The sequence below is a fragment of the Sinomonas terricola genome (assembly GCF_034931225.1).
Taxonomy (GTDB): Bacteria; Actinomycetota; Actinomycetes; order Actinomycetales; family Micrococcaceae; genus Sinomonas; species Sinomonas terricola.
Genome location: NZ_JAYGGQ010000008.1, coordinates 176847 through 195618, shown reverse-complemented (window position 1 = coordinate 195618; position 18772 = coordinate 176847). Strand labels below are relative to the sequence as shown.

Genomic DNA, 18772 nt, shown 5'->3' with positions numbered 1-18772 from the left:
AGACCGCGTTCGGCTTCTTCTCGGCCACCACGGCCGCATCAGAGGTAGACATCGCATGCACCTTTGCGTGAATCGGATGGGAACCGGGGTCTTGTGAAGAGTGCCTTCTTACAGGTACTGTCCGGTTATGACCAGTTCAGTCTCGAGTGTCCCAGCTCACGATGTCAAGCGTGACGCCGCGGCGAATCGGACCCACACTGGTCTCGTTGTCCCACCAGAGAGGAATGCCATGTCAAAGGCGGAGAAGATCATCGAGGGGCTCGGCGGAGCCGGCAACATTGTGGAGATCGAGGCGTGCATCACGCGTCTCCGCACCGAGGTGAAGGACGCCTCGCTCGTCAAGGAAGACGTCCTCAAGGCCGCCGGTGCCCACGGCGTGCTGGCGGCCGGATCTGCGGTCCAGGTGATCGTGGGACCTGAGGCAGATACGCTCGCCGAGGACATCGAGGACCTCCTGTGAGTCAAGGACTTACAGCGCGTGATGAGCCCATCGTCGTCCTCTCGCCGCTGAGCGGACGCGTCGTCCCCATCGCCGAGGTTCCCGACCCCGTGTTCTCGGGCCAGATGGTCGGCTCGGGCGCAGGGGTCGAACCCGCTCCCGAGGCGTTCGACGTCGTCTCCCCGGTTGCCGGCAAGATCGTCAAGCTGCTTCCGCACGCCTTCGTCGTCGTCGACGCGAGCGGGCGAGGTGTCCTCACGCACGTCGGCATCGACACCGTGAAGCTCAAGGGGGAGGGCTTCACGATCCTGGCCGCGCAGGGCGACCAGGTCGCCGCCGGCGCACCCATCATGCGCGTCGATCCGCAGGCGGCGATTGCCGCGGGCTACTCACTCGTGAGCCCCGTCGTCGTCCTTGATTCCAAGGCGGACACGGCGACGCTGCTCGCAGAAGGCTCCGTGGCCGCAGGGGAGCAGCTCTTCAGCTGGGTGCGCCCGGCCTGACGCGTCCTCTTCCGGCGCCCGGCGTGAAACGCGCCGGGCGCCGAGCTATTCCCAGCGGGCCAGGCCCGCAGGCGTCAGAGGTGGACTTCCATCGTGAGCGCGTAGCGGTCCGACCGATACCACGAGCGCGCGTGCTCGATGGCGTGTTCGCCCGAGAACGAGACGCGGTCGAAGAACAGTACCGGCGCGCCTGGCTCCGCGCCGAGGAGCACCGCGATGTCCGCCGGCGCGCCCTCGGCCCGCACGGACTGCCGCGCGCGATCGATCTGGTGGCCGAACTCGGAGGCGAGCGCGCGATAGACCGAACCGGTCAGGTCGATGTCGAGGAGCCCTTCGACGAGGCTCGCGTTGTACCACGCGTCGTCGACGCTCACGGGCCTGCCGTCTGCGAGGCGGAGCCTCCTGAGGTGATAGGCCTCTTGCGTCCGGCCGAGGCCGAGGGCCTTGGCCGTGGCCGCCGGCGGGAGCAGTTGCGCGGCCTCGAGCACGATCGTGCTCGGTTTGTGGCCCTGGGCCTCCATCTCCTGCGTGAAGGATGCGAGGTGGAGCGTCGACTGGACGGCTCCCTCCGAGACGAACGTGCCCTTGCCGGGGACCCTCACGAGATGGCCCTCGTTCACGAGCCGGCCGATGGCCGCACGCACGGTGATGCGGCTGACCCCGAACTGGTCCATGAGCGTGCGCTCGCTCGGCACGCGCTCTCCCGGACCGAGCTCGTCCTTGGCGATTCGCAGGAGGATCGCGTGGAGCTGCTCGTGCTTGGGGATCTGGCTGTTCTCGATCATGGCGGCGCCAGGACGCTTCTCCGCCGTGCTGCTGATCGCCATGACTCGCCTTCCTTGCCGGACTGAATTGGATAGTACCAGTTCAGACCATCAGGAGGTTGAGGCTACGGCGTGGGCTCCGCCTGCGGCCAATGGGGATCGCCGCAGGGACGCGACCCGGCGTGCGCTCTGGGTATCCAGAGAGACCGCCATTTGCCGGTCGCAGTGCGGCTCCTCGTAGGGCTGTCGGACCCTCAAGCTAGGGTCGGGTGGCATGGAGCTCGAGCAGGAATTGCCCCGCGGCTACGCCGAGGTTCTGGCCTCCCTCAGGGACCAGGTCCGCAGCGCCCAGCACCGCGCCCGCCGTGCCGCGAACACGGCGATGATCGAGCTGTACTGGGGGATCGGCCGGACGATCCTGAACCGGCAGGCCATCGAATCATGGGGCAGCAAGGTCTTGGGGCGGCTCTCCGCCGACCTGCGCGCCGAGTTCCCCCACATGAAAGGATTCTCGCCACGGAATCTGGCCTACATGCGCTCCTTCGCGTCGGCCTGGAACGGGCCCGGCCCAATTCAGCAACAAGCTGTTGCAGAATTGCCGTGGGGACACATCACAATCCTGTTGACCAAGTTCAAGGACCGCCCAACCCGCGACTGGTACGCCGCGAAGGCCGTTCAGCACGGCTGGTCGCGGCCTGTTCTCGAGCACCACATTCTCACGCGGCTGCACACCAGGACAGGAGCGGCGCCGAATAATCTGGAGGCCCGGCTGCCGGGGGAGGGGACCGACCTCTCCCGAGACCTTGCCAAGGATCCGCTCGTGCTCGACTTCCTGGGACTGACAGAGGAGGCCGAGGAGCTCGCGATTGAGGAGGCCATGACACTGCGCATGTCGCAGACCCTGGCCGAGTTCGGACCAGGCTTCGCCTTCGTGGCCAGGCAGTACCGTCTGACCATCGAGGGCGACGACGAGTTCTTCATCGACCTGCTCCTGTTTCACATCCCGAGCAACCGCTACGTGGTGGTGGAGCTGAAGGCGGGCAAGTTCAGGCCCGAGCATCTGGGCCAGCTGAACTTCTACGTCGCAGTGGTCGACGACCTGCTACGCCTGCACCACCACGCCCCCACGGTGGGAATCCTAGTGTGCGGATCAAAGAACGACCGCACAGTCCGCTATGCCCTGGACGGCTCGACCCAGCCCCTCGCCGTGACGTCCTACACATACGAGACGCTGCCGGCAGAGGAGAAGGCAGCGCTTCCGTCCCCCGCGGCCATAACAGCAGCCCTCGCCCACGGCGGTGCCGGGAGTCCGAGCGAATAGCCCGGGAGTCCGAGCGAATAGCCCGGGAGTCCGAGCTCTGCCGTCGCTGCGGGCCTTGTTCCGGCCCATGCCCCGACGGATGCTACGGTGACCCCCAGTGAAGGGGGACGGCGACCCGCTGGTGAAGCGGCGCGGGCGCTGAGCCCGTGCTGAGCATCGTGAGGAGAGTCGCCATGGCGGTCTCTCCCACGCGGTCGGCGTCGACGTGGAGGGCCGTCACTCCGAGGCCTTCGAGCAGTCCGACGGCGAGGTCATCGGCACTCGCAATCGTGAGGTCGCCGGGAACGGCGACCCCCTCGCGCTCGAGCGCGAACAGGAGCCCGAGGGCGATCGCGCTCGCGTAGACGATGACCGCCGTCGCGCGGGTCGCCACGAGCTCGCGGGCAAGGGCGACGCCGGAGCGGAACACCGGGGGCACGGGGCCAAGCACGACGACGTCGCACGAGTCGCCTGCCGCTGCCTCGATCGCGTGGACGCGGCGCGCGTCCATCCAGGACCCCTCCGGGCCTCCGACGTAGGCGATCCTCGTGTGTCCCGCATCGATGAGCCCTGAAACGAGGCCCGAGAGCGCCTTGGGCGTATCGGCGATCACCGAGGGCAGCCCGTCGACCTGCCGATCGACGGTCACGAGGGGCTTGCGCTCCGAGAGCGTCCGGAGGAACGTGCCGGACGAGCGCGGCGAGGCGAGGACGAAGCCGTCGACCTGATCGGCGAGCCGCACGAGGCGCTCGCGCTCGGCCTCCGTCTCTCCGGGCAGCACGGCGACGGTTGCGTGGAGGTCGCCCGCCTCGGCGGCGCGCTGGGCGCCTTGGATGATCGGAGTGAAGAAGGTGTTCTCGAGTGTCGGGACGACGATCGAGACGAGGCCGGTCGATCCCTTCGCGAGCGCGCGGGCCGCGCGGTTGACCGAGAAGCCGAGCGTCGTGGCAGCCTCCTCGACGCGCCGGCGCGTTTCGGGTGCGACGAGCTGAGGCTGGTTCATGGCACGCGAGGCCGTGGCCTTCGAGACGCCCGCGAGCGCGGCGACATCAGCCAGCGTCATCTTTGCCCGCCCTTCCCACTGGGTTTCATTTGTGTGTAGCCTACAGGGTATATGAAACCGGTTGTGGAACCGGGTTCATCGATTTGTCCAACGCTACCTCGGAACGGAGTCCCGTTCGGTGCTGCCCAAGAAGTCCGCGCTCATGCTGCTCGCGCCAGGGGTCGTCTTCATCGTCCTCGGCTTCTGCATCCCGGCGCTCATGCTCCTGTTCGCTCCGCCCGGCGTCACGGCAGGGGACGTCATCGCGCGCCTCGGTCGCATGCTCCAGGACCCCTACGATCTCGCGATCATCTGGCGCACGGTGGGCCTCGGCCTGCTCGTCACGGTCCTGAGCGTCGCGCTCGGCTTCCCCATCGCGCTGCTCCTGGCCCGCTCGACCTCTCGGTGGGCCGGCCTGCTCCTCGCGCTCGCGATCTTCCCCCTGCTCCTCAGCAACGTCGTCCGCACGTACGGGTGGCTCGTGCTCCTGGGCAAGAACGGAGTGATCGGCCAGATCGCCACGGCCCTGGGGCTCCCGGCCCCGCAGCTCCTCTACACCGAGACGGCGATCGTGCTGGGCCTCCTCCAGCTGTTCCTCCCGCTCGCGATCATCTCGTGCTACTCCGCGGTCGCGCAGGTTGACGGCGGACTCGAGGACGCCGCGCGGGGTCTCGGCGCGTCCCGGACCCGCGCGCTGTGGACCGTGACCCTCCCGCTGTCGCTGCCGGGCGTCGTCGTCGCTGCGACGCTCGTCTTCGCCGGCTCGACGACCGCGTACACGACGCCGTATCTGCTCGGCGGAAGCAACCAGCGCATGCTTGCGACCCAGCTCTTCAACTACTCCTCGGTGAGCATCGACTGGGCCGCAGCCTCCGCCGTCGCGATCATCATGACCGCGCTCGTGTTCCTCGTCTCGGCCGCGTCGGCCGCCCTCGCCGGACGGAAGGGGAGCGTCGCATGAGCCTCAATACCCGCGCACCCGAGACGACCGCGTCGCGCGCGCCGCGGAGCGCCCGCCCCGTGCGTCGCCCCGCCGTCGAACGCCGCCCCGTCCTCGGAGCGTTCGCCGTGCTGGGCTACATCGTGATGATTGTGCCGATCCTGTTCGTCGTCGCCGCGGCATTCTCGGGAGGCGACAGCCTCAAGTTCCCGCCGGACAGCTTCTCCTTCAAGTGGTTCGGCGCCGCGGCGGCCTACAAGCCGTTCATGGCCTCACTCCTGCAGAGCACCGAGCTCGCGGCCCTCGCGACCCTCTTCGCCCTCGTCCTCGGCGTGCCCGCCGCCCTCGCGCTCGAACGCGGGCGTCTCCGCAGCAAGGCCTGGGTGCAGGGCCTCTTCCTCTCGCCGCTCATTGTCCCCGAGCTCGTCGTCGGCCTCGCGCTCTACCAGCAGCTCATCGCGGCGCTCGGCGTCTCGAGCTTCGCCGCGCTGCTCGTGGGCCACACGGCCCTGCTCATCCCGTACGCCGTGCGCGTCACGGGCGCCTCGCTCGCTCTCGCCGATCCGTTTGTCGAGGAGGCCGCGCGCGGTCTCGGCGCCGGGCCGTTCACGGTCTTCACCTCGATCACGCTGCCTCTCCTGCGGCCGGGCATCGTCTCGGCGTCGCTCTTGGGGTTCGTGACGTCGTTCAACAACGTCCCGCTCTCGCTGCTCCTGCAGGGACGCAAGTTCGCGACGCTTCCCGTGACCATGCTCGACTACGTCCAGCAGTCGTACGACCCCATGATCGCCGCCATGTCCACCCTCATCCTGGCGGCCACCGTCCTCGTCGCCATGCTCGCCGAGCGGGCCGTCGGCTTCGCCAAGATCTTCGGAGGTATCAACAGATGAACCCTGCAGCGAGGCTCAGCGAGGTGAGCCAGGTCTTCGGCGACTTCACCGCCGTCGACCGCCTGGACCTGGACATCGAAGCCGGAAAGCTCACGACGCTCCTCGGCCCGAGCGGCTGCGGCAAGACGACGACGCTGCGCATGCTCGCCGGCTACACGCGGCCCACCTCGGGCCGCATCGAGATCGGCGGGCGCGACGCGACGGCCCTCCCACCCGAGAAGCGCAACCTCGGCATGGTCTTCCAGAGCTACGCGCTCTTCCCGCACCTGAGCGTGGGGGAGAACGTCGGCTACGGGCTCAAGCTCCGCAAGGTCGCAGGGCCAGAACGACGGCGGCGCGTCGCCGAGGCGCTCGACATGGTCGGCCTCGGGCATCTTGGCGACCGCAAGCCCAAGGCGCTTTCGGGCGGACAGCAGCAGCGCGTCGCCCTGGCCCGCGCGATCGCAATCCAGCCCGAGATCCTGCTCCTCGACGAGCCCCTCTCCAACCTCGACGCGCGGCTGCGACTCCAGATGCGCTCCGAGATCCGCCGCATCCAGCAGCAGACGGGCCTCACGGTCGTCCTCGTGACGCACGACCAGGAGGAGGCGCTCGAGATGAGCGACGTCATGGTCCTCATGCGCAGCGGGAAGATCATGCAGAAAGACACGCCCCAGGAGGTCTTCGAGCGGCCGACCGACCGATTCGTGGCCGAGTTCATGGGCTACGAGAACTTCTTCGCGACCCGCGAGCACGCGTCCGCGACCGTCCGACCCGAGAACCTCCGCCTGCTCGGCCACGAGGCGGCGCTCGACGACGGCGCCCACGGCTTCCCGGCGGTCGTCACCCAGGTTGCGTACCGCGGCGTCGACCTCATGGTCCGGGCCACGGCAACGGACGCCGCGGGCGACGACGTCGAGCTCGTCGCGGCGGTGCGCGCGGATTCCGGGACGCGGCTTGAGCCGGGCGCCCGCGTGACGGCCGGCATCCGAACTGCGGACCTCGTGCCGCTCGCGGGCTGAACGCGGCAGTCCTTCCACCCCCCGCCCATCCACCCGCCCCCCGCCCCTCACCTGTCCTCCCCGCCCCCACCCGTCCTCCCCGCCCATCCACCCCACCCTGAGCAACGAAAGCAGAGCCCATGAAGATCACCGCTCGGAAGGGCCTCGCCCTCGGCGCAGCCCTCCTCACCGCGACACTCGCCCTTTCCGCCTGTGAAGGGAGCGCCCAGTCCGCCCAAACCGGCGCCACGGAGGAGAAGAAGCTCGTCGTGAGCACGTTCCCGTTCGGCGTCGACGCGTTCAAGAAGGCGGTCGTCGAGCCGTTCACGAAGGCCACAGGCATCGAGGTCGAAGTCGAGACCGGATCGAATGCCGATCGCATCTCGAAGCTCGGGGTCAACAAGAACTCGGGCGTCGACGTCATGCTCATCTCGGACTTCTACGCGGCCGTGGGCCAGTCCAAGGGCCTCTTCGACAAGGTCGATCCGGCCAAGGTGCCGAACATGGCGAAGGTCGCCAAGTTCGCGACGGATGGCGCCCTCAACGGCCCCGCCTACACGTTCCAGCTCAACGGCATGATGTACCGCACTGATGTCATGGACGCGGCGAAGGCCGCGAAGTGGAATACCCTCGCCGATCCCGCGAACGCACGCAAGATCTCTCTCCCGGACTACGCCGCCACGTCGGGCCAGCTCACGCTCTCGGGCATCTCCGCGGCGTACGGCTCGGGGCCGTTCGACGTCGACAAGGGCTTCGCGAAGCTCGGCACGCTCGCGCCGTCGACCCTCAAGTTCTACAGCTCCTCGACCGAGGTCACGAACCTCATCCAGCAGAAGGAGATCGTGCTCGCCCCCGCCCTCGACGGCTTCGCGAGCAGCCTCGTCTCCTCGGGTGCCCCGGTCGCGTGGACGCCGGCTGAGACGGGCAAGTACATGTCGACGAACCGCGCGATGATCGTCAAGGGCACCGAACACCCGGGCAATTCCGCCAAGTTCATCGACTACCTGCTCTCCGCCGAGGCCCAGTCCGCCGCGGCCGCGGCCTACGGCGACAAGCCGGTCGACCCGGACGCGAAGCTCCCCGACCTCCTCACGAAGGTCTCGGGCCCCGCAGCGAAGGATCCGATCGCCGCCGGCTTCACGGTGCTCGACATGGATCCGATCGTGCAGAACCGAGCCGCGTGGGTCGAGCGCTACGCCCGCGAGGTCACCTCGAAGTGACCCGCCCGGTCGTCATCAGCTGCGACCCGGGAGTCGACGACGCCGTCGCGCTCGCGCTGGCCTTCGCCTCGCCCGAGCTCGACGTGCTCGCTGTGGCGGCGACGGCGGGCAACGTCTCCGTCGAGACGTCGTCCGCCAACGCCGCGGCCCTGCTCGACCTCTTCGGCGCGCCAGCTGAGCTGGCCGTGCATTCCGGGGCGTCGGGACCGCTCCGCGGGGAGCGCGTTCCCGACGAGCCGGTGCACGGCGCGGGCGGCTTGGGCGGGGTGCGGCTCCCGCCGTCGTCCCGCCGGATCGAGCACGACGCCGTCGAGCACCTCGCGAGGACTATCCTCGGCCGCCCTGGGGAAGTGACCCTCGTCGCGCTTGGCCCCCTGACCGACGTCGCCCGCCTCTTCGCCGAGTACCCGCGAACGGTAGCCGCGCTCGATCGGCTCGTGATCATGGGCGGCGCCGTCTTCGCCCAGGGCAACGTCACCCTGGCCGCCGAATTCAACTTCTTCGCGGACCCCGAGGCGGCTGCCGCCGTCCTCAGGGCCGCACGGCCCGTCGAGCTCGTGCCGCTCGACGTCACACGCGAGGCCGTTATCGACAGGGCCGCCGCGACCGCGCTCGCCGAGCTGCCCTCGGCTACAGGAACCATCGGGCGCATGCTCGTGGGCATGTGCGACGCGATGGCCGCGCGCGGGCGGCCCGATGTCGCCGTCATGCACGACGCGCTCGCTATCGCGGCCGTGTTCGACCCGGGCCTCATCGAATGGGCCGACGCCGCGGCGACCGTCGAGCTCGACGGGACGCTCACGCGGGGTGCGGTCGTCGCCGATGTGCGAGGCGTCTCGGGCCGCGCGGCGAACGTCCGCTACGGGGCAGCCGTCGCGTCCGGGCGATTCACGCAGCTGCTCGTCGAGCGAGTGACTGCGCTCCGGCGGCCTTCCGTCCCACCGTTCTGACCGACATGTGCCCTTGCGGGGGCCGGAGGAGAAACTCTCATGACCGACAGCCGTGACTACGGCGCCTACCTCGACCGGATGCCGAAGGCGGACCTCCACGTCCACCTCACAGGGACCGTGAGGGCCTCGACGTTCGCAGAGCTTGCCCGCCGGGAGCGCATCGTGCTGCCCGAGGACCCCCTCGTGGTGTTCAAGAACATCAATTCGCGTCCGCCGGATCCCGCGCTGTACCGGTCGACGCGGATCCCCGTCCCGCAGGGGCCCTCGGCGGACGAGCCCGAGGTCTCATATTCCCTCTTCCAGGCCTCGACGTGGGTTCTCGACTGCCTGCGCTCCGCCGAAGACGTGACGCGGATCGTGTTCGAGGCCTTCGAGGACGCGCACGCGAGCGCGACCCGCCACCTGGAGCTCTTCTTCGACGAGCTCCCGCCGAGCCTCGCGCACCTCGGCTACGCAGGGTACGTCGAGGCCATGGCCGCGGGCATCCGGCGGGCCGAGGCCGAGTTCGGCATGACGGGGCTCCTCATCGCGGGCGTCGACCGGAGCAAGAGCGGCGAGCACGCGCTCGCACTCGTCCAGACTCTCGTCGATAACCCGCATCCCGACGTCGTGGGCATCGGCCTCGACAATCTCGAGACGTTGGGCCCGCCCGAGCGCTTCGAGGCCGCGTATCGGCTCGCGGGGGAGCATGGGCTCAAGCGGACCGCGCATTCGTCCGAGCACGCCCCTGTTGCCCGCAACACGATCACATGCCTCGACGTCCTCGGCTGCGATCGGATCGACCACGGGTACTTCGTGCTCGAGGACGACGACGTCGTCGCGCGACTCCGCGAGGAACAGGTCGCCTTCACAGGGATCTTCACGACATCGCGTCGCTCGTGGCGGCCTTGGCGCCGCGCGTCGTTCAAGGCAATGCACGAGGCGGGGCTCAAGATGGTGATCGCGTCCGACGATCCGGGCATGTTCCCGACGTCGCTCGCGGCCGAGTACCGCATCGCGGGCTTCGAGCTCGGTCTCGGCCCCGCCGCGATGCGCCAGATCGCGCTTAACGGCGTCGACGCGTGCTGGCTGCCGGACGAGGCGAAGGCACGCCTGCGCAAGCGCTTCGTCGCGGAGCTCGACGCTCTCGAGGAAGAGCTCTTCGCGGGGGCTCCGATCGGCTGAGCCCCGGTCAGCCGCGGCTCGGAGCGCCGGCGGCGGCGAGCACGGCTGTGTGCGTGCGGTGGGAGCCCCGGAGGCCCGGGTGCGCGATCACGTCGAGGAGCATCTTCACGGCTTGCGCTCCGAATTCGCGGGGCCTGAGGTCCATGGCCCAGATTCGCGCATCGGGGAGCTCCGTCGTCGGATCTCCCGCGAGCGAGGCGAGCTGGAGGCCGCGTCCGGGGGGCCGGCCGAGCTGCTCGAGGAGCCCGAGGCACCGCCCTGCGAGACCCTGCTCGGCGCACACGATCCCGCCGAGGTCGGGCAGGGCCAGCGCGCGTACGACGGCGGCGCGCAGCTCGTGCTCGGAAGGGGCGATCGAGACGGCGAGCTGGGCCTCCTGGAAGCCGCGCTCGGCGCACCACGCGGAATAGGCGCGTTCGACGTCGACGACCCACGTGGGCTGGAACTCCGGCCCCGAGGTGATGAGAGCGGGCCGGCCCGGGCCGGACAAGGCCATGGCGTCGAGGACCCGGCGTGCCCCCGCCGTGTGGTCGATGCTGACGTCGGCCGCGACGCGCTCTGCGAACTCCTCCACGGGGCGGCCCGCCGAGACGATCGGGATGTCGTTCCGGACGAGTCGTTGCGCGCCAACGTCATCGCCGAGCACGTCGACGATGATCGCGCCGTCGACCTGGAAGCCGTGGGACGCGGCACGCTCGGGCGAGGACGCGAAGAGCGTCAGGTCGTAGCCTTGCGCAGCCGCCTCGTCGGCGACTCCGAACGCGAATTCCATGTAGAAGTGCACTGACGAGCGGAGGCCTTGGGGGATGTAGAGGCCGAGTGCCCCCGTTGAGCTCCGGCGAAGGCTACGTGCTGCGCGATTGGTCGTGTATCCCAGCCGAGAGGCGGCCTCCCGCACGCGCTCTCGGGTCGCGGGGGCGACGCGGCTCGACTCCTGGAGCGCCTCAGAGACGGTCGATTTGGAGAGGCCGAGCTCCCGTGCGAGATCGAGGAGGGTCACGGGCGGGGCCATGCGAGCCATCGTAGTCGAGCTGCCGAACGCCGCAATTGACGCATTGACCTGTGACGGCCAGAACAGTACAGTCGAATCATTCGGAACGTTCCGAAAACCTATCCCCCAGAATCCATCGCCCTCAAGGAAGCACCATGAAGCTCCCGCCCTCAGGCTCGCGGACGGGTCACCGCGCCACCGTCGCCGCGGTCCTCCTCCTCAATTCCGTCCTCATGCTCTTCCCGCCCATCCACTGGGCGATTGCCGGCCTCGGCCCCGTCGGAGCGCTCGGATACGCGCTCGGCGCCCCGCTCGTCGCCGTCGTCTCCCTCGTCGTCCTGTACGCGACCCAGCGCGCGGAGGAGGTCCAGTGAACTCGATCATCGTCGGGTACGGCGGCGTGATCGCGGCACTCGCCGTCGTCGTCCTCGCCATGGAGCTCACGAAGCGCAAGGCCGCCTCGTTCAGCGACTACGCCACGGGCGGCCGGTCCTTCGGCTCGTTCTTCGCCACGATGGCGTTTCTCAACACGTGGCTCCCCGGCGCGGTCTTTGTCGCGTTCGGCGGGCTCACCGTCACGGCAGGCCTCCTCGGCTTCCAGGGCCTGTTCTACTCGCTCCTGGCCGTGATCCTCATGTTCCTCCTCGCGAAGCCCGTCCATGAATGGGGCCGGGCCTTCGACCTCCGCACGCAGGCCGACCTCCTCGGCCTGCGGTATAGCTCGCGCGCAGTTCGCGTGGTCTCGGCCGCGATCGGCATCGTTGCGTCCTTTCCATGGCTCGTCATGGGAATGCAGTCGCTCACGCTCGTCTTCGAGTACCTCTCGTTCGGTGCCGTCGACGCCCTCGGCGCGATCGTCGTCGGAATCCTTGTCGTCGCGGTCCGACAGATCTGGACGATGCGCTTCGGGATGCGCGGCGTCATGATCAGCGACATGGTCCAAGGCCTCCTCGCCTATGGCCTCGGCTTCGTGCTCGTACTGGGCTTCGGCACGTGGCTCGTGACCAACGGCCACGGCTTCGGAGCGGTCCAGCCCGTGCTCTACGGGCTCCCAGGCCCGGACAGCCCCGCAGGCGGCCTCTACGTCTTCTCACTCGTCCTCACGGGAACACTGGGCGGCTGGTGCTGGCCGGACATCTTCGTGCGGCTCTTTACAGCCCGCAGCACGGCGACGATCCAGCGCTCCGCCGTCCAGGCCGCGCCCGCGCTGCTCGTCTTCAGCGGCGCCCTGACCCTCATGACCCTCCTCGCCTCGTCGATGCCCGACGTCGCGGAAGCTCCCGACCACGTGTGGTTCCTCGTCGCCCGGCACCTCGGACCGGTGGCCCTCACCCTCGCGGGGATCTGCGTCGTCATGGCCACGATGGGCAACGTGAGCGCCAACCTCCAGGCCCTGGGCACCCAGACCGTCAACGACATCCTCGGCGTCGCCCGCGGTGAGCAAGTCGAAACGCCCCGCGCGGGGCGGATCGCCGTCGCCGTGTTCACGGTCGCCGCGGCGGGCTGCGCGCTTGCCCTGGCGGGTGCCCAGGCCGGGCTCTTCGTCCTCGCGATGATCTCTTACCAGGGCATCTGCCAGCTCGCGCCCACTCTCTTCTTCGGGATCTTCTGGCGGCGCGGGAACGCGATCGGAGCCGTCGCGTCGATGATCGTGGGCGTCACGGCCGCCGCAGTGCTGCAGCTGGCCTACCCCCTCTCGGTCCCGTGGCTCGGCGGCTTCACGTCGGGCGCCGCTGCCCTCGTTCTCAACACGGCCGTCTACATCGTCTGCGCGTACGCCTTCCCCGGCAGCGCCGAGGAGCGTGCCCGTGTCGACGGCCTCTTCGACCGCCTCCGGGTGCCTCGCCGTCGTCCGACCGTCGAGCCGGCGTTCGACTGACCTGCGCCCGAACCCGCCCCGCCGCCCGAACCCACCCCAACCCTAGGAGCAGCCGCGTGAACGGCCAGACCGCCGCCCCGCCCCTCACCCAGCCCGAATCCGCCAGCCCGGCGCCCCCAGCTCCCGTTCGGGGGGCGCGGCCCGCCGATCTCATCGTGAGTGCCGACACCATCCATACGCTCGATGACGAGAACCCGGCCGCCAAGTCGATCGCGATCCGTGACGGAATGATCGTCGCCGTGGGCTCGGCGTCCGAAACGGAGCAGTGGGCAGGCCCCGAGACGAGACGGGCCGATCACCGTGGCAGCACGATCGTTCCCGGGCTGACGGACTGCCACGTCCACGCCCTCATGGGACTGGACCTCGTGCGCGGCGTGGACCTCACTGACCAGGACCGAGGCGGCGTGCTCGGGCTGCTGCGGGAGGCGGAGGCCGCTCTCGGGCCGGGGGAGTGGCTGCTCGGCTGGGGGCTCGACCCGAATGTGTTCGCGGCCGGCGAGATCACTGGCCGCCTCTTCGACCGGTTCCCCCGCCCGGTGGTCGCGCGCATGCGGGACGGGCACTCCGCCGTCGCCAATGCCGCTGCGATCGCGGCGGCCAAGGTGACCGGCCGCGAGGAATTGCCCGGCACCGCGTGCGCCGTCGTCGACGGTGCCGGGGTGCCCACTGGGTACCTCCTCGAGGCCGCGGCGATGGACCTTGTCACGGGCGCCGCCCCCGCGCCGTCGCCCGACGATGAGCTGGACAGGCTCCTGGCCGTGCTGGGCGGTATGGCTGCAACGGGGATCACGTGCGTCCATGCGCTTGACTTCGGCGACGGCACGGGAGAGCTTCTCCGTCGAGCCGAGGAGCGGGCGGAGCTCCCCGTTCGGCTGCGGATTTCGCCCATCTGCTGGCCGGGCGCAGGCGGGGAGGAGACCGAGAGGATCATCGCGCTCCAGGGCTCGGGCGGGCGGCGGTGGCGTGTCGAGGGGGTGAAGCTGTTCATCGACGGCACCGTGGACAACGGCACGGCGTGGCTCGACGAGCCGGACGTCTACGGAGAGAATGCCACCTCGGTGTGGCACTCGCCTGACGACTACGAGAGGACTCTCCACCGCTTCATCCGCGCCGGCCTCTGGACTACGACGCACGCGATCGGCGACGGCGGGGTGCGCCGCGTGCTCGACGCGATCGAGCGGTCGGGCTCGACGGGCCCCCACCGCATCGAGCACATCGAAACCCTCGCGGACGATCTCGTGCCGCGCTTCGCGGAGCTCGGAGTCGCCGCAAGCATGCAGCCCGTGCATGCGACGCATCACACGCGCGCCGACGAGAGCGACAACTGGTCAGTGCGCGTGGGGCACGAGCGCACCCGGAGAGGCTGGCGCTGCCGGGACCTACGCGAAGCCGGAGCGATCCTCGCCCTCGGGACGGACTGGCCGATCACGCCGTACGACCCGCGCGCCCTCATGGCCGACGCGCGGCTGCGCCGCCCTGCGGGCCGACGGGACATCGCCCCGGTCCAGCCAGACCAGGCGCTTACTGCCCTCATGGCGCTCGAGGGGTACACGACCCACGCGGCGCGGTCGATCGGAGGCACGCACGGACCGGGGCGGATCGCACCGGGTGCGCCCGCCCACCTGACGGTCTTCGGGGGAGATGTCCTCGCCCTCGATCCGGACGACGCGGCGTTCGTCGACGTCGTGGCGACCTATGTGGACGGTGTCCGGGCAAGATAGTCCCATGACGGACCACGGCGAACGCCTTTCGATCCCCACGCCTTCGGGCCCGGTCTCGGGCGTCTACGCGCGCCCCGACGGCGCTGACGCAACGGTCGTCGTCGCGCACGGCGCGGGGGCCGGCATGGACCACCCGTTCATGGTCGGCTACTGCGACGCGCTCAACGGCCTGGGGGTCGCGACGCTGCGGTTCAACTTCGCGTACATGGAGTCGGGGAGCCGCGTCCCCGACCGCCCGCCCAAGGCCATTGCCGTGTGGGCCGCGGCGGTCGAGGAGGCGCGGCGCCGCTCGTCGGGCGAACCACTGTGGGCGGCGGGGAAGTCGTTCGGGGGGCGCATGGCGTCGATGGCCTGTGCCGACGGTGCGATGGCGACGGCGGGGCTCGTCTTCCTGGGCTATCCCCTCCACCCGGTGGGGAAGCCCGAGAAGATCCGCGACGAGCACCTCTACGGGCTAGGCCTCCCCATGCTGTTCCTCCAGGGCACGCGGGACACGCTCGCGACGCGCGAGCTTCTCGACGCCGTCGTTGCGAAGCTCCCCACGGCCACGCTTACGTGGTTCGAGGGGGCCGATCACTCGTTCGCGCTGAAGGGCGTCAAACGGACCCCGTATGCGATCGGCGCGTCGCTCGCAGCGCCGACCGCCGAGTTCGTGCGGCGAAAGGCCTGAACTCGGCTCCTCCGGCTCTTGCGGGTGCCTCACGCGCGGTGGTGCGCTGGGATGCGTGGGTGAGAACCATCGCCGTCAGGGTCGATGAGAACTATCGCCGTAAGGAATGCCATGAAGCCCAAATCCGTCGCACCAACCCGCCTGCGCACGTCACGCACAGCACTGCTCGCCCTCATTCCCGCAGCGCTGCTCCTCAATCTGGGAGGCGCCGCCTCAGCGGCAACCTTCACTCCTCCGGCCGTCGCGAGCGGGCCGAGTCCCTTTGCCTCGTGCACTCTCGGGGGCGCGCCGGGCGCCGTCAATTATGTCAACGCCGAGGTCGAGCCGTGGGTCTCCGTCAACCCGACGAACCCCAGCAATGTCGTCGGCGTCTGGCAGCAAGACAGGTGGTCCGACGGCGGGTCCCACGGTCTCGTGGCCGGATATTCGAACGACGGCGGTGCCACCTGGCATGAGACGGCCCAGCCGTTCAGCGCGTGCGCCCCGGGCGGCCCGGCACAATTCACCCGTGCCTCCGACCCGTGGGTGTCCTTCGGCCCCGACGGCACCGCTTATTCCGTTTCTATCTCGTTCCAAGGGGTGGGCAGCGACAACGGCGTTGCCGCGGCCACGTCCACCGACGGGGGCAAGACGTGGGGCAACCTCGCCATCCTGAAGGAGGACGCGAGCTCCCAGTTCTTCAATGACAAGGAGTCGGTCACGGCCGATCCTGTCCACGCCGGCACGGCGTACGCCGTGTGGGATCGTCTCGTCGCGCCGGTCGGCAACCCGCGCGCCGACGCGCACGCTGCCGCCTTCACCGGCCCGGCCTGGTTCGCCAAGACGACCGACGGCGGCGTGACGTGGAATTCGACGAAGATCATTGTCCCGACCGCAGAGCACCAGCAGACGATCGGCAACCAGATCGTTGTGGACCCGCGCACTGGCACGCTCTACGACTTCTTCAATCTGATCCTCAGCAGCGGCCCGAACGGTTCCGGCAAGCTCCACGGCAACAATGTGGCCTTCGTCAAGTCCGCTGACGGCGGCGCGACGTGGACGGCTCCGCAGGTCGTGGCAAAGCTCGACACGGTCGGCGTGACCGATCCCAATACCGGTCAACGGATCCGCACGGGAGACATCATCCCCGAACCCGCGATCGACCCGGCGACCGGCCAGCTCTACGTCGTCTGGCAGGACGCGCGCTTCACGGGGTTCGCCTTCGACCAGGTGGCCATCTCCACTTCGGCTAACGGCGGGGCCACGTGGACGGCCCCCGCTCGCGTCAACACGCCGCACGGCGTCCCGGCGTTCACGCCCAGCGTGAGAGTCAACGCAAGCGGTGCTGTCGCGGTCACGTACTACGATTTCCGCAGTCTCACCGTCGGGAACACGAGCACGCTGCCCACGGACTACTGGTTCACGTCCTCCCCGGCTGGGGGCGCGAGCTTCGGCAACGAGACACACCTGTACGGCCCGTTCGACATGCTGACGGCGCCGAACGCGAACGGGTTCTTCGTGGGTGACTACGAGGGCCTCGCGGCCTCAGGCACGAGCTTCGTCTCCCTCTCGGTCCGGGCCAACGACGGCAATCTCGCCAACCGGACGGACGCGGTCGCTACGACGATCACACCCTGAAAGGAACTGAAGGCGGCGGCTCCCGCTCAACGGCGGGAGCCGCCGTCGTCCTCTCGCCGCAGGTCCCGCACGGCGGCGCTCACCGTCGGGTAGAAGTGGTCCGGGCCGAAGCGTTCGACCGTGCCGAATTGGAGCAGCTTGTCCTTGACCGGGCCTTTGAGCTCGGCGAACACGAGCTCGATCCCGTGGGCGTCGAGCCAGTCGTCGAGGAGCACGACCTCGTCGAGCGCCGTCGTGTCGATGCCTGTCAGGGGCTCGGCCGCCACCACCACGTGCGTCACGGCGCGCTTCTCGGCCTCGACAAGCCCTCGGATGAACGCGGCGAACACGGGTCCGTTCGCAAAGAACAGGGGAGCGTCGAACCTCGCGAGGATGAGTCCCGGGACCCGCTGCGCCTCGGGGTGGCGGGACAGGTCGTGGTAGCCGGGCACGTCGGGACGGTCGCCGAGTTCGGCGCGGTAGGGGTTCCAGGCCTGCCGGATGAAGTCGAGCAGCGAGAGCGCGACGGCGATGACGATCCCCTGGAGCACGCCGATCGTGGTCACCCCGGCGAACGTCGCGAACATGAGGAGCGACTCGCCGCGGCTCATCCGCCAGAGCCGGGTGATCGCGCGCGGATCGACGAGGGCGAATGCCGCGCCGATGACGACGGCGGCGAGCGTCGCGGTGGGCAGGTAGACCGTGAGCCCCGGAACGGCCGCCATGAAGACGGCGACGAGGAGCGCCGCGACGACGCCGGTCAGCTGCGTCCTGCCCCCGGCGTCGATCGCGACCGGCGTGCGCGACGAGCTGACCGAGACTGGGAATCCGCCGAACAGGCCGGTCGCGAAATTAGCGGCACCGAGCGCCGCCATCTCGCGCGTGCCGGAGACCGAGAGCCCCTCGCGGGAGGCGAGGCTCTGCGAGAGGACGCTCGTGTCCGCGAAGACCATGAGCGCGATCCCCGCCGCGGGCGCGAGGAGGCCGAGGGCATCGGGCAGCGTGATTCCAGCAAGCTGGGGGAGCGGTAGCCCCTGCGGGAGGCGGCCGACGACGGCAACGCGATCCGTCAGCGCCGCGAGCCAGACTGCGAGCATCGAGCCGACGACGGCAAACAGCGCGCCGGGCACCTTCCACCGCAGGACGCGCGGCGCGGCGATCAGGACGAGGGACCCCAGCCCAAGGAGGAACGCGACGACGTTGACCCCGCGGTCCGCGACGACGCCGACGACGACGGCGAGCCGCTCCCACGGGATGTCGCCTGGCGCCGAGATGCCGAGTAGCGTCGGGAGCTGGTTCGCGGCGACCGTGAGCGCGATCCCGCCGAGGTAGCCGAGTCGGATCGGCCCCGAGAGCAGGCCCGTGAGCGCCCCGAGCCGGAACAGCGCCGCGAGGAGGAGGTACACGCCGATGAAGACGGCGAGGAGGCCTGCGAGGGCAATCGCCCGCGGGCTCCCAGCACCGGCGAGAGGCAGCACCGCGGCCGCGATCATGGGCGCGAGCGCCGAGTCCGGCCCGAGGATGAGGATCCGCGACGGGCCGAGGGCCGCGTAGACGAGCAGCGGGACGATGGTCGCATAAAGGCCCGCCGCGGGCGGGAGGGACGCGGCCTGGGCATAGGCCATGCCTGCCGGGATGAGCATCCCGACGAGCGCCGCACCGGCCAGGAGGTCGTGCCGGATCCAGTCTCGGTCGTAACCCCGGACCCAGCTCATGCTGCGAT

18 protein-coding genes are annotated in these 18772 nt (G+C 69.7%); 14 read left to right on the top strand and 4 right to left on the bottom strand.

What is annotated here, in order from left to right; all coding sequences use genetic code 11:
* Positions 1–229 precede the first annotated feature (229 nt).
* Positions 230–460: a PTS sugar transporter subunit IIB gene (locus SPF06_RS12140; protein WP_323279318.1), complete on the top strand. Its 231-nt coding sequence runs from the start codon at positions 230–232 to the stop codon at positions 458–460.
* Positions 457–942: a PTS sugar transporter subunit IIA gene (locus SPF06_RS12135; RefSeq protein WP_323279317.1), complete on the top strand. Its 486-nt coding sequence runs from the start codon at positions 457–459 to the stop codon at positions 940–942. Before SPF06_RS12140 ends, SPF06_RS12135 begins: the two co-directional genes overlap by 4 nt.
* Positions 943–1016: 74 nt before the next feature.
* Here SPF06_RS12135 and SPF06_RS12130 read toward each other — a convergent pair whose 3' ends face one another.
* A complete protein-coding gene (locus tag SPF06_RS12130) occupies positions 1017–1769 on the bottom strand; it encodes a GntR family transcriptional regulator (RefSeq protein ID WP_323279316.1) in 753 nt (250 codons plus the stop codon).
* A 211-nt stretch (positions 1770–1980) separates the two neighbouring features.
* Between SPF06_RS12130 and SPF06_RS12125 the strand changes: the two genes are divergently transcribed.
* Complete coding sequence (locus tag SPF06_RS12125) at positions 1981–3027, top strand: PDDEXK nuclease domain-containing protein (RefSeq protein ID WP_323279315.1); 1047 nt, start codon at positions 1981–1983, stop codon at positions 3025–3027.
* An 82-nt stretch (positions 3028–3109) separates the two neighbouring features.
* Here the strand turns inward: SPF06_RS12125 and SPF06_RS12120 are convergent, their stop codons facing one another.
* The gene (locus SPF06_RS12120; protein ID WP_323279314.1) at positions 3110–4069 is read right to left on the bottom strand and encodes a LacI family DNA-binding transcriptional regulator; all 960 of its coding nucleotides are present in this window, start codon (positions 4067–4069) and stop codon (positions 3110–3112) included.
* Positions 4070–4187: 118 nt separating this feature from the next.
* Between SPF06_RS12120 and SPF06_RS12115 the strand changes: the two genes are divergently transcribed.
* From SPF06_RS12115 to SPF06_RS12090, 6 genes are all read left to right on the top strand, one after another.
* The gene (locus SPF06_RS12115; RefSeq protein WP_323279313.1) at positions 4188–5009 is read left to right on the top strand and encodes an ABC transporter permease; all 822 of its coding nucleotides are present in this window, start codon (positions 4188–4190) and stop codon (positions 5007–5009) included.
* Positions 5006–5878 (top strand): ABC transporter permease, encoded by an 873-nt coding sequence (locus SPF06_RS12110; RefSeq protein WP_323279312.1) that lies wholly within the window; start codon positions 5006–5008, stop codon positions 5876–5878. The genes SPF06_RS12115 and SPF06_RS12110 overlap by 4 nt, the downstream gene beginning before the upstream one ends.
* Entirely contained in the window at positions 5875–6879 is a 1005-nt protein-coding gene (locus tag SPF06_RS12105; protein ID WP_323279311.1) for an ABC transporter ATP-binding protein, read from the top strand. The genes SPF06_RS12110 and SPF06_RS12105 overlap by 4 nt, the downstream gene beginning before the upstream one ends.
* Positions 6880–6998: 119 nt before the next feature.
* The gene (locus tag SPF06_RS12100; protein ID WP_323279310.1) at positions 6999–8078 is read left to right on the top strand and encodes an ABC transporter substrate-binding protein; all 1080 of its coding nucleotides are present in this window, start codon (positions 6999–7001) and stop codon (positions 8076–8078) included.
* The gene (locus tag SPF06_RS12095; RefSeq protein ID WP_323279309.1) at positions 8075–9028 is read left to right on the top strand and encodes a nucleoside hydrolase; all 954 of its coding nucleotides are present in this window, start codon (positions 8075–8077) and stop codon (positions 9026–9028) included. The genes SPF06_RS12100 and SPF06_RS12095 overlap by 4 nt, the downstream gene beginning before the upstream one ends.
* Before the next feature lie 39 nt (positions 9029–9067).
* A complete protein-coding gene (locus SPF06_RS12090; protein ID WP_323279308.1) occupies positions 9068–10192 on the top strand; it encodes an adenosine deaminase family protein in 1125 nt (374 codons plus the stop codon).
* Between the two features lie 7 nt (positions 10193–10199).
* Here SPF06_RS12090 and SPF06_RS12085 read toward each other — a convergent pair whose 3' ends face one another.
* Positions 10200–11204, bottom strand: a complete 1005-nt coding sequence (locus SPF06_RS12085; protein WP_323279307.1) for a LacI family DNA-binding transcriptional regulator — start codon at positions 11202–11204, stop codon at positions 10200–10202.
* A 134-nt stretch (positions 11205–11338) separates the two neighbouring features.
* Here SPF06_RS12085 and SPF06_RS12080 point away from each other — a divergent pair, with 134 nt between their 5' ends.
* The 5 genes from SPF06_RS12080 to SPF06_RS12060 all read left to right on the top strand — a co-directional run bounded on the left by SPF06_RS12080 (position 11339) and on the right by SPF06_RS12060 (position 17070).
* The gene (locus SPF06_RS12080) at positions 11339–11557 is read left to right on the top strand and encodes a hypothetical protein (protein WP_323279306.1); all 219 of its coding nucleotides are present in this window, start codon (positions 11339–11341) and stop codon (positions 11555–11557) included.
* Positions 11554–13062, top strand: a complete 1509-nt coding sequence (locus SPF06_RS12075; protein WP_323279305.1) for a sodium:solute symporter family protein — start codon at positions 11554–11556, stop codon at positions 13060–13062. The genes SPF06_RS12080 and SPF06_RS12075 overlap by 4 nt, the downstream gene beginning before the upstream one ends.
* A 56-nt stretch (positions 13063–13118) precedes the next feature.
* The gene (locus SPF06_RS12070) at positions 13119–14783 is read left to right on the top strand and encodes an amidohydrolase (RefSeq protein ID WP_323279304.1); all 1665 of its coding nucleotides are present in this window, start codon (positions 13119–13121) and stop codon (positions 14781–14783) included.
* A 4-nt stretch (positions 14784–14787) separates the two neighbouring features.
* On the top strand, positions 14788–15453 hold the full coding sequence (locus SPF06_RS12065) for an alpha/beta hydrolase family protein (RefSeq protein ID WP_323279303.1): 666 nt from the start codon (positions 14788–14790) through the stop codon (positions 15451–15453).
* Between the two features lie 111 nt (positions 15454–15564).
* The gene (locus SPF06_RS12060) at positions 15565–17070 is read left to right on the top strand and encodes a sialidase family protein (RefSeq protein WP_323279302.1); all 1506 of its coding nucleotides are present in this window, start codon (positions 15565–15567) and stop codon (positions 17068–17070) included.
* A gap of 26 nt (positions 17071–17096) precedes the next feature.
* On the opposite strand, the gene SPF06_RS12055 is transcribed toward SPF06_RS12060, so the two are convergent.
* Complete coding sequence (locus SPF06_RS12055; RefSeq protein WP_323279301.1) at positions 17097–18764, bottom strand: SulP family inorganic anion transporter; 1668 nt, start codon at positions 18762–18764, stop codon at positions 17097–17099.
* Positions 18765–18772 lie beyond the last annotated feature (8 nt).

Excerpts from the sequence above, each read along its gene's own strand:
- SPF06_RS12055 (WP_323279301.1), bottom strand. The coding sequence starts at position 18,764 with ATGAGCTGGGTCCGGGGTTACGACCGAGACTGGATCCGGCACGACCTC.
- SPF06_RS12080 (WP_323279306.1), top strand. The coding sequence starts at position 11,339 with ATGAAGCTCCCGCCCTCAGGCTCGCGGACGGGTCACCGCGCCACCGTC.
- SPF06_RS12110 (WP_323279312.1), top strand. The coding sequence starts at position 5,006 with ATGAGCCTCAATACCCGCGCACCCGAGACGACCGCGTCGCGCGCGCCG.
- SPF06_RS12085 (WP_323279307.1), bottom strand. The coding sequence starts at position 11,204 with ATGGCCCCGCCCGTGACCCTCCTCGATCTCGCACGGGAGCTCGGCCTC.
- SPF06_RS12140 (WP_323279318.1), top strand. The coding sequence starts at position 230 with ATGTCAAAGGCGGAGAAGATCATCGAGGGGCTCGGCGGAGCCGGCAAC.
- SPF06_RS12130 (WP_323279316.1), bottom strand. The coding sequence starts at position 1,769 with ATGGCGATCAGCAGCACGGCGGAGAAGCGTCCTGGCGCCGCCATGATC.
- SPF06_RS12105 (WP_323279311.1), top strand. The coding sequence starts at position 5,875 with ATGAACCCTGCAGCGAGGCTCAGCGAGGTGAGCCAGGTCTTCGGCGAC.
- SPF06_RS12090 (WP_323279308.1), top strand. The coding sequence starts at position 9,068 with ATGACCGACAGCCGTGACTACGGCGCCTACCTCGACCGGATGCCGAAG.
- SPF06_RS12065 (WP_323279303.1), top strand. The coding sequence starts at position 14,788 with ATGACGGACCACGGCGAACGCCTTTCGATCCCCACGCCTTCGGGCCCG.
- SPF06_RS12120 (WP_323279314.1), bottom strand. The coding sequence starts at position 4,069 with ATGACGCTGGCTGATGTCGCCGCGCTCGCGGGCGTCTCGAAGGCCACG.
- SPF06_RS12125 (WP_323279315.1), top strand. The coding sequence starts at position 1,981 with ATGGAGCTCGAGCAGGAATTGCCCCGCGGCTACGCCGAGGTTCTGGCC.
- SPF06_RS12060 (WP_323279302.1), top strand. The coding sequence starts at position 15,565 with ATGAAGCCCAAATCCGTCGCACCAACCCGCCTGCGCACGTCACGCACA.
- SPF06_RS12100 (WP_323279310.1), top strand. The coding sequence starts at position 6,999 with ATGAAGATCACCGCTCGGAAGGGCCTCGCCCTCGGCGCAGCCCTCCTC.